This window comes from Desulfurellaceae bacterium, from assembly GCA_021296095.1.
Lineage (GTDB): Bacteria > Desulfobacterota > Binatia > Bin18 > Bin18 > JAAXHF01.
On record JAGWBB010000022.1, the window covers coordinates 18,267 to 31,514 of the forward strand.

Consider the following 13,248-nt stretch of genomic DNA (forward strand, 5'->3'; position numbering starts at 1 on the left):
GGAGCATGAAGTTTCTGCATACCTCGGACTGGCACGTCGGCCGCACGATTCGCAATCGCTCGCGGATGGATGAGCACCGGGCCGTGTTTGCCGACATCGTCGATATTGCCAAACGCGAGCAGGTCGATGCCGTGCTGGTCACCGGCGATATCTTTCATGAAAAGCGCCCGCCGCTTGCCGCCGAGGAGCTGGTGGCCCGCACTCTGGCCCAATTCGCCGGCGAGAATATCGTGTCCGTTGTCATTCCCGGCAACCACGATGACGCCGCCCGCCTGCGCACCCTGAAACCGCTGGGTGACTTGCTCCACGCGTACATGGTGACAGACCTGAGTGCCGACCCGTCGGAGCTGATTGTCGCCGTTCCGCAGCGGACCGGAGGGGAGCGGGCGCTGGTGAGCTGTCTGCCCTACCTGCACCCCCACCAGGTTCTCACTGCGGCCGAAGGGGCCGACAGAAGCGAGAGCGAACGCCTGAGCGCCTACCAGAGCATGGTCCAGAGCTATCTGGAAGAATTGGAAAAAGAGACCCTGCGGATGGACCGCAATGCGGTATCCATCGTGCTGGCCCATGCTCATGTTTCGGGCACGGAGTTTGGCGGAGGAGAATGGCGCTCGAGTGTCTTTCCGATTGATCCCGGGATTTTGCCCGGCCGGGTGCACTATGTGGCCCTGGGGCATATGCATCAGCCTCAGCAGGTGCCCGGGACACGGGCGCAGGCACGCTATGCCGGCTCGATCCTGCAAATGGATTTTGGCGAGCGCGGCCAGCAAAAAAGCGTGTGTCTCATCGAGGTCCACCCGGGCAAACCCGCCGAAGTCTCGCTGATTGAGCTGACGACGGGCAAGGCCCTGCTGCGGCGGACGGGAACCGCCCAGGAAATCCTGTCGCAGGCGGACGAGTTCACCAATGCCTGGGTTGAAGTCGTCCTCAAGCCGGAAGGTCAAACGTCCGAGTTGATCGAACACATCCGGGCTCTGCCTGGCGTGGTGTCGCTGCGGTTCGAGGACGCGCAAGCGAGCGAGGCAGAAAACGGGCCGGTGCAAAACCCGAGTGAGCGTCCCGCAGCCGAGCTGTTCAGCGACTATTACAAGTCGAGCCGCAGCGCCGAGCCCGAGCCGCAGCTCGTGGCCCTGTTTGAACGACTGTACCGAGAGGTCAGTACCGCTCGGGACGAACCGTTATAAATCGCTATCTGCTCCCTCTCCCCTTGAGGGAGAGGGCTGGGGTGAGGGGGACGGAAGGCGATTTCATTCACCCTCCCCTCTTGGGTATGACTATGCGCCCCCAAAAGCTCAGCCTCAAAAATTTCATGCCCTTTCGGGTGACAGGCGATCAGGTCCACGAAGTGGACTTCTCGCAACTCGACCTGTTCTCCATTACCGGCCCGATGGCCAGCGGCAAGTCCGCGCTCATCGACGCCATGGTCTGGTGCCTGTATGGTCGCACCGCCCGCTACGGCGCGGATTCCAAAGGCGTGATCTCAGCCGGTGAGCAGACCTGTGAAGTCGTGCTGGACTTCAGCCTGGGAGAGCGCTGGTTTCGGGCTGTACGCCGCACGGGCAAGATGACGGAGTCGGGTCTCAGCGAACGTGAAGGCGAAGAGTGGATACAGGATACCTCCGGGTCGGCGCTGCTCACCAAACGCATCGAAGACATCCTGGGTCTCGACTTCGACAGCTTCACCAAGACGGTCATTCTGCCCCAGGGCCGCTACGCCGAGTTCCTGACCAGCGAGCCGAGCAAACGCCGCGAGTTGCTGGCAAAAATCCTCGAACTCGGCGTGTACGGGCGTGTGCGTGAGCAGGCCAGAGACGTTGCCAGGCAGGCCGAAACCCGGGCCGCAACCCTGCGCGAAACCCTGGCCCAATACGCCGGGCTGAGCCAGGAGCGTATTGCCCTTCAGAAGGAAGAGCTGGAGACACTCGTACAAGGCATTGAACAGGTCTCCCAGCAGGAGACCCTGTTACAAAGTGTGGCCCAACAGGTCGATCAGGTCGCCAGCCTGCGCAGTCGGCTTGCCGAGCTTCAGAGCGAAGTCCAGGCGCGCAGCCAAGAGAAGGAACAGGCGCAGACAAAGGCTGAGGAAGCCAGCGCCCAGGTCGCTGAGCTGGCGCAAGAATTGGCGCAAATCCGCCAGGAACGGGAAGCGCTGGGCTATGACGCAGCACGACACGAGGTCGTCGAACGGGCCACCGAGCATCTGACCGCCTGGATGATCGCTCAAACGGAAGCCGAGCGGAAAAAGACCGAACGGACCGCTGTCCAGAAAGAAGTTGATACCCTGATACAACAGGTCGCAGCCTCTACGCGGCAAGTCGAACAGGCACGGACTCAACAGCAGTCTCACTCTGCCACGTTTGAGCAGCTTGTTGCCGAAGCCGGCGACGTGACCACGCTCACAGAAAAGCTCGGGGCGGCAAGGCGCTGGAAAGAGCTGCAACAGGAACACCGCCAACTGGCCTCTCGGATAGAGGCGCTGCGCCAGGACCACACCGCGACCCAACACCGTCTGGATGACCTGAAACGAAAAGACGCGAGTCATGAACAGACCGTCCGAGCATTACAAGACAAACTCGAAGGAGCAAAAGAAGACGAACGGCAGAAGCGCCAGTTGATCGCTGAAGCCGAACGCTTGGGCCGAGAATGGCAAGAGGCGGCTGAGGCGGAAGAGCGCGCCAGGGATGAGCTTGAGACTGCCCGTACTGAACTGACCAGGACCGAAGGCGCCGCCCAGCAGGCTCGGCAGACGCTCGCTCAAGCCGAAGAGCAGGAGCAGGTGGCCCGCACCGCGCTTGAAGACAGCCAACGCCAGCACGAAGCCGCGCATCTCCAGGCTACGCTTCAGCTTGGTGACCCCTGCCCCGTGTGTCAGACAACCGTCAGCCGGCTCCCCGCTGCTCAAGAAGTCGGGGACGACCTGAAGATGCTTCAGACTCAAATGGAGCGGGCCGCACGGGTCGCTCGACAAAAACGCACGGAAGCGCAAGAAGCAAACACCACGCTTGCCACACGCCGAGCGAGACGTGAGGCTGCGGAACAAGGGCTGAAAGAACGTGAACGCCTCAGGCAAAAAGCCCAGAACAGCTTTGGGTCACGTTTCCCCGACTCTGCGTCTCCCTCCGCAGTCATTCAGGCTATACAGATTCAGCAAGAAGAACTGAGTCTCGCGCTCAGAGACATGGAGGCTCAGTCCGTATCCGCCGAGCAAGAAAAAGCGAGACTGTCGGGCCAACGTGAAGAGACGCAACACGAAGCCGCAAGGCTGGGTGGAGAGTTACGCGGGACAGCCGAAAGGCTGGAGGCTGATACGCGCGAGTTGGAAGTGCTCGGACGTGAGATTGCCGCATTTCTCACTCCGAATGGCGATCCTGAGCAGAGCGTGGCACAACGCCGGACTGCGGTGATGCAGGCTGAGCAACAGCTGAAGGAGGCCGAGAAAGCCTTACGTCAGCTCGAATCGACGCTCAACTCGTTGAATACAAGCCAGGTCCAAAAAGATGGCGCTCTCAACTTGCTCGCCGCCGAGTACGAGGGTGCGCTGCTCCGAGCCGAGCGCGAAGCGCGGACCGTGCGTGCCCGCCTTGGTCTGGCGGAAGACGCGCCGCTGCCACACATTGAAGACGTAGAAGACGAACTCAAGGCGCTGTCAGACAAGCAAACCCGGCACGCCGACTTGTTGCGGCGTGAAGAAAACGCACGGGCAAGGCGAGAGCGGGCTGAAGGCCAGGCCAAGGAGTCACACGCCGACCTGCACGCCCGAACGCGCGTGTTGGACGAGGCACGCGGGAAGCAGCGACAGGCTCAGCACGGGCTCGAACACGAACGGGAAAAGCTTCGAGAAATGATCGTCCAACACCAGCTGACCGACGCTGGCGAAGACGGCCAGAACATCAGACTCCAACTGGAAACCGCGCGAGGCCAGAGGATGTCTCTTCGGGAACAGCGCGGGCGTCTGGAGGCCGAACAGGCCGAGGCTGAACGCCGCTGGCAGGAGAAAGAGCAGGAAGAAGACAAGCTGCGCGCTGCGGAAACCGAACAGCGCCTGGCCTCGGACCTGCGCAAGCTTTTGGGCGCGGAGTTTACCGACTTTCTTTCGCGCGGAGCCATCCACGCCCTGATGCACGACGCGTCCAGGCACCTGCAAGGGCTGACCCACGGGCGGTATACGTTCGACATTGCCTCTCGTGGTCGGGCGATCAATCTCCAGATTGTCGATCACGAAAACCAGCGCCTCGCCCGGCCGACCCATTCCCTGTCGGGTGGCGAAACGTTTTTAGCCTCGCTGGCTATCGCCCTCGCCCTGTCACAAGGCTTCCGGGCTGTTGCGACCGGGCGGGCGGCAAAGACCTCGACCGAATGTCTGATTCTGGACGAAGGCTTTGGCACGCTCGACCGAGAAGGCGTACAGATGGTGACCGAAACCCTGCAAGAGTTGCGCGGCGAAGAGGGCCGTATGGTCGGCATCATCACCCATGTCGAAGAGGTGGCGGCGGCCATGCCGATGCAGATCGAGGTGCGCAAGGGCAGCCGCTCAAGCGCGATTTCGGTCTCGTCCTAGGCCGACCGCCGCCGGCCAGATCGGTTCTCAGCCACGGCGTTTTGTGGCAGGATAGAGCCCACTATGCCAGACACCCGGCCCAAACCCCTGCCTGCGGTGGACGCGCTGTCCAAGCCGTTCTGGGACGCCGCCCAACAGCACCGGCTGGTCCTCCAGCGCTGCACGGCGTGCGGCTATTTCAACCATCCGCCACGATTGGCGTGTGACGCCTGCCAGTCACAACAGCTGGACTTTGAACCGGTCAGCGGCCGGGGCAGGATTTACAGCTTTACGGTCATGCACCAGCCGAACATCGTCGGTTTTGAAGACGAGATCCCCTACCTGAATATCCTGGTCGAGTTGGAAGAGCAGGCCAAGCTGTTCATGGTCTGCGACCTGCCGCTGGCCGACCGCGACACGGTCAAAATCGGCGGGCTGGTCGAGGTCTGGTTTGAAGACGTGAACGCGGAGATCAGCCTGCCGCGCTTTCGGCTGGCGTGACATGCCCACAGGACAGCAGACACGGAGACGCGTATGTGGACCGGACGAGGCAAAACCGCAATCGTCGGGGTCGGCTATTCCGAGCTGACCCGGCACTCGGAAAAACCGCTCGGCCTGCTGGCCCTCGACGGGTGTCGGGCGGCGCTGGATGACGCCGGGCTCAGGCCGGACCAGATTGATGGCCTGGCTACCTTCCCCGAGGCGCCGTTTCTGGGCGCCGGCCACAAGGACGGCGAGGATATTGTCAGCGTCGAGTACATTCTGAACCACCTGGCGCTGGCCCCGGATATTCGCTGGTACGCCCAGATTGAAACCGGCATGATTGCCAGTCCGATCATCGAAGCGGTACATGCTCTGCTGGCCGGGGCGTGCGACTATACCCTGGTGTGGCGGGCGATGCACAACCCGCGCGGCCGTTATGGGGCGTGGAAGAGCGACCGGGCGGCCGGCGATGCGCAGTTCATCGCCCCCTACGGCTGTACGGGCATTTTTCAGTGGCACGCCATGGCCTGGCAGCGCTACATGCATCTGTACGGAGCGAGCCGCGAGGACTTGGCGACCTTTGTGACCAACAGCCGTCGCAACGCCAACCGCAACCCGCACGCCTATTTCTCGACCACGCCGATGAGCCGCGAGGAGTACTTCGCGGCCCGCAAAATTGCCGAACCGTTGTGTCTGTTTGACTGCGATATCCCGGTCGAGGGCTGTGTCGCCCTGGTGCTGACCACGACCGAGCGGGCCAGAGATTTACCCAACCCGCCCGCCTACGTGGCCGGCTATGGTCAGAACACGAGCCGGCGGCGCAGCCTGTTTCACTACTCGCAGGACGACTACATGGAGTGTGGCGGCTCCCTGGCCACAAAGCTGTGGGCGTCGTCCGGCCTGGGTCCGCACGACATGAGCGCCGCCCAGCTGTACGACGGGTTCAGCCCATCGGCGATCTACTGGCTGGAAGCGGCCGGCTTCTGTCCCCAGGGCCAAGCCCACGCCTTTATCCAGGACGGTCGGATTGCGCTGGAGGGCGAGCTGCCGGTGAATACCTTCGGGGGCAGCCTGAGCGAGGGCCGTCTGCACGGCATGGGCCATATTGCCGAGGCGGTCTTACAGGTGACCGGGCGGGCCGACACACGCCAGGTGCCGGACGCCAGCGCGGCCTGCGCTATTGACGGCTCGCCCATGCTGCGCGGCAGCGGCCTGGTCGTCACCCGAGAGCCGTAGCGCCCGCCCTGACCCACCGCGGCTCAGGGCTTGGCAGACCGGCCCCGGTCCAGCTAAGCTGGGACAACATTCTGCACAGGAGGCTTTGCCCATGGAAAAACTTGAGATGTACCACAACCCCGGCTGAGGCCAGTCCCGAAAAGCGCTCGAAATTCTGCGAGAGCGCGGCGTCGAGGTCGACGTGACCGAATATCTGAAAAATCCCTTAAGCCGGGCCGATTTTGAACGGTTTCTGACGCTCCTGCCCAACCCGGCGGCGGAGTTGGTGCGCAAGGACAAACGCTTCAAGGCACTGGAACTCAACGAGGCCGACTACACGACCCCTGAGACGGTGGTCGCCGTCCTGCTCGAACACCCGGAACTGATGCAGCGACCGATTATTATTCGTGGCGAGCGGGCGGTTCTGGCCCGGCCCGGAGAGATGGTCGAAGAGCTGTTGGATTAGGGGTTCGTTTTCAGTGGTGAGTGGCTGGTTTTCTGACCACTAGCCACTGAAGACTTTCCATAAAACGGCGGTCGTCAGCGCCAGATTAAACCCAGCCATCCGTTCAATCACCGCCAAGTCCTGGGGCTGAACTCTCGCCTCCCTCTCCCACCAGTGTATGGGTGGTGGCTGAGGTCACGTTTACCCGGACCAGATCGCCCGGTTGGACACCGTTGGCCGGAAAGACCACCGTCTTGAACTGCCGGCTCTTTCCAGCCAGCCAGTCCTTCTGGCGTTTTGCCGGCCCCTCGACCAGAACCTCGACGCTGCGGCCCACCTGCCGCTGGTTCAGCGTACCGGAAATGCCTTCCTGCAAACGAATGATCTGCTGCAAGCGTCGGCCCTTTTCTTCTTCCGACAGCGTCTCTTCCCACTTATAGGCTTTGGTGCCCTGGCGGGCCGAATACTTGAACAGGAAGGCCGAGTCATACTCGACGGCCTGCATGAAGTCACAGGTGGCCCGGAAGTCGTCCTCATCCTCGCCCGGAAAGCCGACAATGATATCGGTCGAAAAGGCGATGTCGGGAACGGCCGCCCGCAAGCGCTCCATCAGAGCCGTATACGCTTCGATGGTATAGCCGCGTTCCATCCGGGCCAGCACCCGGTTCGAGGCCGACTGGAGCGGCAGGTGGAGGTAAGGGGCGACTTTCGGACAGTCGGCCATAGCCTCAATCGTCGAATCGGTCATGTCCGAGGGGTGGGGCGAGGTAAAACGGATACGCTCAATGCCGTCAATGGCTGCGGTCCGGCGCAGCAAGGCTCCGAAGTCGCACCCGTCGTGGTGGTAGGCGTTGACGGTCTGACCCAGATACACGACTTCCTTATAGCCCTGCTCGGCCACGTCTCGGACCTGGCTGAGCAGGGTCTGGACCGGCACGCTGCGCTCGCGCCCTCTGACGTAGGGCACGATGCAGAAGGTGCAGAATTTGTCGCAGCCGCGCATGACCGTCACCCAGGCCCGCACGCCCTCAGCCCGGACCGGCGACACGTCGGCGTAGGTCTCATCCCGGTCGAGCCGTACCGAGACCAGGGGATCGGCGGGGTCGTCCTGGTCCAACAAAGCCGGAAGATTCCGGTAGGCATCGGGGCCGAGCACCAGGTCGAGGAAGGGCGCTTTGTCCAGCAGCTGGTCGCGGTGGTGCTGGGCCATACAGCCGGTCAGCCCCAGACGCACCTCGGGACGGCGGGTTTTGTGATGCACCAGGCCGGCCAGGCGTTTGAGCACGCGCTCCTCGGCGTGTTCCCGAATCGCGCAGGTGTTGAGCAGGATCACATCGGCTTCGTCGGCCCGTCGGGTCGGCTCATAGCCGTGCGGTTTGAGCAGCCCGACGAGCAGTTCGGTGTCGGCGATATTCATCTGACAGCCGTAGGTTTCAATGTAGACCTTGCGCACGTCCATTGCGATTTTTGTAGCGAGTCCAGCCAGGCAGGGCAAGGGCTTCGTTGCGGCCCGGGGGGCGGGATGGTAGGTTGCGCCTAACCCACAGGAGAAGATGGCTCATGTCTCAGCCACAACGGATTGTCTCTTTGCTGCCGAGCAGTACCGAAATGGTGTGCGCCCTTGGCATGGGTGAACGTCTGGTCGGCGTGTCGCACGAGTGCGACTACCCGGCCGAGGTGGTCGGTCTGCCGATCCTGACCGAACCCAAGCTCGACCCGTCCGGGACGAGCCGGGCGATTGACGACCGCGTCCGCCAGCTGGTCCAGGACGGCCTGAGCGTCTATCGGCTGAAAACCGACCTCCTGCGCGATCTTAAACCCGACCTGATTGTCACCCAGGACCAGTGTGAGGTGTGCGCCGTATCGGTGTCCGAGGTGGAGCGGGCGGTGCAGTCTCTACTGGCCTCGGATGTCGGCCTGGTGTCGCTGAGCCCGCAGCGCCTGGGGGATATCTGGTACGATATGCAGGGCTTGGCCCAGGCTCTGGGTCAAGACGAGCAGGCCGAGGACCTCCTGCGTGGGCTCAAGAAACGGGTCTGGAAGGTCGAGCAGCGTACCCGCCATCTCGAACGCCCGCGGGTGGCGTGTCTGGAGTGGCTGGACCCGCTGATGGCCTCTGCGAACTGGGTGCCCGAGATGGTCGAGATTGCCGGCGGCACCTACGACCTGGCCGCAGCCGGGGATCACAGCCCGACGCTGAGCTGGGACCGCCTGCTTGAGGCGCAGCCGGAGGTGGTCGTCATCATGCCGTGCGGCTTTCCGATTGCCCAGTCGCAAGCCGAGCTGCCGACCCTGATCGCTCATCCCGACTGGCAACGGCTGCCCGCAGTGCAGGCCGGCCGGGTGTATATTGCCGACGGCAACGCCTATCTCAACCGGCCGGGCCCGCGCATTGTCGAGAGTATCGAGTTGCTGGCCGAGATGCTTCATCCCGAAGCATGTGCCGGGCTGGCGCCCGAGGGCTCGTATATCCCGGCTGCGTAGGGACGGGCCGCCATCTCACCAACCGAACGGATATTCCCCGGACATATGTAGGGGCGGGCGCCCGTGCCCGCCCGGCGGGGTGGCGTGATATGGGCGGATGGCGGTGAGGCAACCACAGGGGGTTGCATCGACTGGGCAACCACAGGGGGATTTAACGATCAGGGCAACCACAGAGGGTTGCCCCTACATGTCTTCGCCCGGGTTGATGAGCTGCATGTTGCCGTCCCGGAACTCCTGACCGCGTTCTTTGACCAGGCCGGGATAGGCATGGTAGAACTGCCCGCCGAGCCGTAGAAACGACTCCACCTCGGTCTCTTCCAGGTCCAGCGCCTCAATCGCCTCGGCCGCTTCGTGTTGGCTTGCGGCGGCCAGCAGCGCGTCATAGATGCGCCGACAATCGGCGATCTGAAAATCGTCCCGCTCGGGCAGCGCCTCACGATCCTGAAGACTGCGGGGGTGGTATTCCAGCAAATAGCGCAGGGCTTTGAGTTCATGCCGCTGCTGATCGAGTTTTTTAATCACGACGGCCACGGGGGTTCCTCCACAGGGTTGCGAGAGTGTCGGCTGAGACTATAGGATGAGGGCGCTCTTCGGGTCTGATTCCAGGCGTTCAACCAACAGGATACTGCTATGGCGGTTCACGAACATAAAAACAAGGCCCAGCGTACGGCCCGCTGCGCGGTCATCACCCTCAGCGATACCCGCGACGAAACCACCGACAAGAGCGGTCAACGCATCAAGGCGCTGTTGGCCGAGCACGAGCAGCCGGTGGTCTCCTACCAGATTCTGAAAGACGAGCCGGACCAGATCACGGCTGCGGTCCAAGCCCTGCTGGCCCGGTCCGACGTGGACGTGATCCTGACCAACGGCGGGACCGGCATTGCGCCGCGCGATACGACCTTTGAGGCGATTCAGGGCCTGCTGGAAAAGGAAATTCCCGGCTTTGGCGAGATGTTTCGCATGCTGAGTTATGAAGACATCGGCTCGGCCGCCATGCTGACCCGCGCCACCGCAGGCGTGGCCCAGGGCAAAGTCATCATCTCGCTACCGGGCTCGACCGGCGCAGTCGAATTGGGCATGACCAAGCTGGTCCTGCCCGAACTGGGCCATATGCTGTTCGTTTTGCAAGGTGGACGATGATCTCTCCTTGTCCAGATGGTCATCATCGTTCACCTTGTCGAGGGGAGCGCCATGCGTATTAGGCTGCGCTACTTTGCCTCGCTGCGCGAGCGGCTGGGTAAAACCGAGGAAACCCGCGAGATTCCGGACGGCGCCAGCGTGGGCCGGGTGTGGGAACTGCTGGCCGAGGAGCGGCCCGAGCTGGCCGAACTTGAGCGCTCGGTCGCCTTTGCCGTGGCCCAGGAATACGTTGACAGGGATTACCGCCTTCAAGATAATGACGAGCTTGCATTTATTCCGCCGGTGAGTGGGGGAGCCATGCCGGAAACCCGTATCCTAGCCAAGATCACCCAAGAGCCGATCAACATGCAGGAGCTGAGCGATTTTGTGGCCGACCCGGGCGCCGGAGCCATGGCCAGCTTTGTCGGCACCACCCGCGATACCAACGAGGGCCGCCAGGTCATTCGTCTGGAGTACGAGTGCTATCCGGGCATGGCCGAAAAAGAGATGACCAAAATCGGCCGGCAGGTCCTGGAGCGCTGGCCGGTCCTCAAAATCGCCATGATCCACCGCCTCGGCCGCGTCGATATCGGTCAGGCCAGCGTGGCCATTACGGTGTCCTCAAGCCACCGTCACGCGGCCTTCGAGGCCTGCCACTACGCCATCAATACCCTCAAGGAAAGCGTCCCGATCTGGAAAAAAGAACTCTACGAGGGCGGACAGGTGTGGATCGGCTCCCAAACCGGCAGCCACGGCAAGCTGCACCAGGTCGGAGAAGAGGGCAGCGGCTAGATCGTCCGCCTCACAGGTCGCACACGTTATGGCTATTCACACCCTCGGTATTGTCGGTGCCGGTCAGATGGGCAGCGGCATCGGACAGGTCGCCGCCCAATCCGGATTTTCGGTCCTGCTGTACGACATGACGACCGATCTGGTCGATCGCGCTTTGGCCAACATCCAGCGTAACCTGGTCCGTCTCACCGACCGCGGCACGCTGTCCACCGAGGAACAACATGCCATCCTGGAGCGTCTGCGCGGCACCAGCAACCTGGCCGACATGCGGGATGTCGATCTGGTCATCGAAGCCGCCCCGGAAGACTATGCGATCAAAAAAGACCTGTTTGAACAGCTGAGCCGGGTGACACGGCCCGAGACCATCCTGGCCAGCAACACCTCGTCCATCTCGCTGACCCAGCTCGGGGCGGTCACCAGCAAGCCCGAGAAGGTCATCGGCATGCACTTCATGAATCCGCCGGTGGTGATGCAGCTGGTGGAGATTGTGCGCGGCCTGGTGACGGCCGAGGAAACGCTCACAACCGTTGACAGCCTGGCCAAAAAGATGGGGAAGACAACCATCCTGGCCAAGGATTACGCCGGCTTCATCGTCAACCGCATTCTGCTGCCGATGATTAACGAAGCCATCTACGCCCTGTACGAAGGGGTTGGTGGGGTCGAGGACATTGACCAGGGCATGAAGCTGGGCACCAACCAGCCCATGGGCCCGCTTGCCTTGGCCGACCTGATCGGGCTGGACACCTGCCTGGCGGTCCTGGAGCGTCTCCATCACGGCTTGGGCGACGACAAATACCGTCCCTGCCCTCTGCTGCGGAACTACGTGGCCGCCGGCTATCTGGGCCGCAAAGCCGGCCAGGGCTTTTACGGCTACGGCAAAGCCTGAGACACGGTTAAGGAGGAACGTATGAGCGCCGAGCACGAAAAGAAAGTCACCGACTTTCTCAACTCCTGGCATGCCGCGGATATGGGCAGGAGCGTGGAGTATCTGGCGGACGATGTCGTGTACCATAACATGCCCTGGGAAGCGGTCAGCGGCCATGCCGGAGTGCGGCAGATCCTGGACCCGGTTGTCCACGGCGACAACAACGCCCTGGTCAAGATGGACATCACGCATACCGCCTCGTCCGGCAATATCGTCATGAACGAACGCCTGGAGACCTGGGCGCTTGACGAGGTGCGGCTCGAACTGCCGGTGGTCGGCCTGTTCGAGTTCGATGCGGCAGGAAAAATCTGCCGCTGGAACGACTACTTTGACGCCAAGACGAGCGAGGCGTTCATGGCTGCGGCCAGCAAACGCCAGTCCTGAGCAGCATCGAGGAGGAATGTATGAGCGCCGAGAACGAAAAGAAAGTCACCGACTTCTGCCTGTCTCTGGAAGACGGAGAGCTGGCCAAGAGCGTCCAATACCTGTCAGAGGATGTGGATTACCATAACATGCCCTGGAAACCGGTGAGCGGCCACGCCGGGGTGCGCAAGGTTCTGGACAGCTTTGTCGAGGGCGACAACAACCTGCTGCAGAAGATGGACATCAAACACACCTCCTCGTCCGGCAATACGGTCATGAACGAGCGGCTCGAAACCTGGGCGGTCGGCAATGTCACCGTCCAGCTGCCGGTGGTCGGCCTGTTTGAATTCAACGCCGAGGGCAAGATCTGCCGCTGGCACGACTATTTTAACGCCGAGACCATGGCCCCGCTGACCGAAGAGATGAAGCGCGTCCGGGGCTGAGGCCCGCTCAGGCCGTCCGATCAGGAAACAACACCAGTCCCCGGCGTGGCCAGGCTCGGCTCACCACCCGGCCCAGACCCGACTCGGTGATGTACAGCGTCGTGTAGTCCGGTCCGCCAAACGCGACGTTGGTGACGGCCTTGTCCTCACAGGCCAGGACATCGACCTGCCGGCCATCCGGGTCAAAGACGACAACACCGCCCCCCAGCACCCCACACACCAGCACATAACCGTCCTCATCCACACAAAAACCGTCGGGATGGTAGCCGCTGGGCAGGCTGCCAAAGGGGCGCCGTTGGCCCAACTCCCCAGGCCCGAGAATGGGAAAGGCACATAACCCGGCGGCAAAGGTCTCGGCCACCAGCAGCGTCCTACCGTCCGGGCTGAGGCCGATCCCGTTCGGATGCTGGAGGGGACCGGCCACCCGCCGAATGAAGCCGCC

Annotated in this window: 14 protein-coding genes; 11 read left to right on the top strand and 3 right to left on the bottom strand. The window is 62.5% G+C overall.

Annotated elements, in window-relative coordinates; all coding sequences use genetic code 11:
- Window positions 1-5 precede the first annotated feature (5 nt).
- The 5 genes from J4F42_07310 to J4F42_07330 all read left to right on the top strand — a co-directional run bounded on the left by J4F42_07310 (window position 6) and on the right by J4F42_07330 (window position 6,701).
- Window positions 6-1,184: an exonuclease SbcCD subunit D gene (locus J4F42_07310; protein ID MCE2485304.1), complete on the top strand. Its 1,179-nt coding sequence runs from the start codon at window positions 6-8 to the stop codon at window positions 1,182-1,184.
- A 92-nt stretch (window positions 1,185-1,276) separates the two neighbouring features.
- Complete coding sequence (locus J4F42_07315; GenBank protein MCE2485305.1) at window positions 1,277-4,558, top strand: SMC family ATPase; 3,282 nt, start codon at window positions 1,277-1,279, stop codon at window positions 4,556-4,558.
- A 63-nt stretch (window positions 4,559-4,621) separates the two neighbouring features.
- Window positions 4,622-5,038, top strand: coding sequence for an OB-fold domain-containing protein (locus tag J4F42_07320; protein MCE2485306.1), 417 nt, complete (start codon window positions 4,622-4,624; stop codon window positions 5,036-5,038).
- Between the two features lie 33 nt (window positions 5,039-5,071).
- Window positions 5,072-6,256 carry a hypothetical protein gene (locus J4F42_07325; GenBank protein MCE2485307.1) on the top strand — a complete coding sequence of 395 codons (1,185 nt, stop codon included), beginning with the start codon at window positions 5,072-5,074 and terminating at the stop codon, window positions 6,254-6,256.
- A gap of 181 nt (window positions 6,257-6,437) precedes the next feature.
- Complete coding sequence (locus J4F42_07330) at window positions 6,438-6,701, top strand: hypothetical protein (GenBank protein ID MCE2485308.1); 264 nt, start codon at window positions 6,438-6,440, stop codon at window positions 6,699-6,701.
- Window positions 6,702-6,804: 103 nt separating this feature from the next.
- Here the strand turns inward: J4F42_07330 and miaB are convergent, their stop codons facing one another.
- Window positions 6,805-8,139, bottom strand: coding sequence for a tRNA (N6-isopentenyl adenosine(37)-C2)-methylthiotransferase MiaB (gene miaB / locus J4F42_07335; protein MCE2485309.1), 1,335 nt, complete (start codon window positions 8,137-8,139; stop codon window positions 6,805-6,807).
- 101 nt (window positions 8,140-8,240) lie between these two features.
- On the opposite strand from miaB, the gene J4F42_07340 reads away from it, so the two are divergent.
- A complete protein-coding gene (locus tag J4F42_07340; protein MCE2485310.1) occupies window positions 8,241-9,164 on the top strand; it encodes a cobalamin-binding protein in 924 nt (307 codons plus the stop codon).
- 183 nt (window positions 9,165-9,347) lie between these two features.
- Here the strand turns inward: J4F42_07340 and J4F42_07345 are convergent, their stop codons facing one another.
- Window positions 9,348-9,695 (bottom strand): hypothetical protein, encoded by a 348-nt coding sequence (locus tag J4F42_07345; protein ID MCE2485311.1) that lies wholly within the window; start codon window positions 9,693-9,695, stop codon window positions 9,348-9,350.
- A gap of 99 nt (window positions 9,696-9,794) precedes the next feature.
- Between J4F42_07345 and J4F42_07350 the strand changes: the two genes are divergently transcribed.
- The 5 genes from J4F42_07350 to J4F42_07370 are packed head-to-tail and all read left to right on the top strand — an operon-like array spanning window position 9,795 to window position 12,806.
- Complete coding sequence (locus J4F42_07350) at window positions 9,795-10,304, top strand: MogA/MoaB family molybdenum cofactor biosynthesis protein (GenBank protein ID MCE2485312.1); 510 nt, start codon at window positions 9,795-9,797, stop codon at window positions 10,302-10,304.
- A gap of 51 nt (window positions 10,305-10,355) precedes the next feature.
- On the top strand, window positions 10,356-11,075 hold the full coding sequence (gene moaD, locus J4F42_07355) for a molybdopterin converting factor subunit 1 (GenBank protein ID MCE2485313.1): 720 nt from the start codon (window positions 10,356-10,358) through the stop codon (window positions 11,073-11,075).
- A gap of 28 nt (window positions 11,076-11,103) precedes the next feature.
- Window positions 11,104-11,961, top strand: a complete 858-nt coding sequence (locus J4F42_07360; GenBank protein ID MCE2485314.1) for a 3-hydroxybutyryl-CoA dehydrogenase — start codon at window positions 11,104-11,106, stop codon at window positions 11,959-11,961.
- A 21-nt stretch (window positions 11,962-11,982) separates the two neighbouring features.
- Entirely contained in the window at window positions 11,983-12,384 is a 402-nt protein-coding gene (locus tag J4F42_07365; GenBank protein ID MCE2485315.1) for a nuclear transport factor 2 family protein, read from the top strand.
- Window positions 12,385-12,404: 20 nt separating this feature from the next.
- Window positions 12,405-12,806, top strand: coding sequence for a nuclear transport factor 2 family protein (locus tag J4F42_07370; protein ID MCE2485316.1), 402 nt, complete (start codon window positions 12,405-12,407; stop codon window positions 12,804-12,806).
- A 7-nt stretch (window positions 12,807-12,813) separates the two neighbouring features.
- Here J4F42_07370 and J4F42_07375 read toward each other — a convergent pair.
- Window positions 12,814-13,248 (bottom strand): SMP-30/gluconolactonase/LRE family protein (locus tag J4F42_07375; GenBank protein ID MCE2485317.1); only part of this gene is annotated, 435 nt, incomplete at its 5' end.

Excerpts from the sequence above, each read along its gene's own strand:
- J4F42_07310 (MCE2485304.1), top strand. The coding sequence starts at position 6 with ATGAAGTTTCTGCATACCTCGGACTGGCACGTCGGCCGCACGATTCGC.
- J4F42_07315 (MCE2485305.1), top strand. The coding sequence starts at position 1,277 with ATGCGCCCCCAAAAGCTCAGCCTCAAAAATTTCATGCCCTTTCGGGTG.
- J4F42_07320 (MCE2485306.1), top strand. The coding sequence starts at position 4,622 with ATGCCAGACACCCGGCCCAAACCCCTGCCTGCGGTGGACGCGCTGTCC.
- J4F42_07325 (MCE2485307.1), top strand. The coding sequence starts at position 5,072 with ATGTGGACCGGACGAGGCAAAACCGCAATCGTCGGGGTCGGCTATTCC.
- miaB (MCE2485309.1), bottom strand. The coding sequence starts at position 8,139 with ATGGACGTGCGCAAGGTCTACATTGAAACCTACGGCTGTCAGATGAAT.
- J4F42_07340 (MCE2485310.1), top strand. The coding sequence starts at position 8,241 with ATGTCTCAGCCACAACGGATTGTCTCTTTGCTGCCGAGCAGTACCGAA.
- J4F42_07350 (MCE2485312.1), top strand. The coding sequence starts at position 9,795 with ATGGCGGTTCACGAACATAAAAACAAGGCCCAGCGTACGGCCCGCTGC.
- moaD (MCE2485313.1), top strand. The coding sequence starts at position 10,356 with ATGCGTATTAGGCTGCGCTACTTTGCCTCGCTGCGCGAGCGGCTGGGT.
- J4F42_07360 (MCE2485314.1), top strand. The coding sequence starts at position 11,104 with ATGGCTATTCACACCCTCGGTATTGTCGGTGCCGGTCAGATGGGCAGC.
- J4F42_07365 (MCE2485315.1), top strand. The coding sequence starts at position 11,983 with ATGAGCGCCGAGCACGAAAAGAAAGTCACCGACTTTCTCAACTCCTGG.
- J4F42_07370 (MCE2485316.1), top strand. The coding sequence starts at position 12,405 with ATGAGCGCCGAGAACGAAAAGAAAGTCACCGACTTCTGCCTGTCTCTG.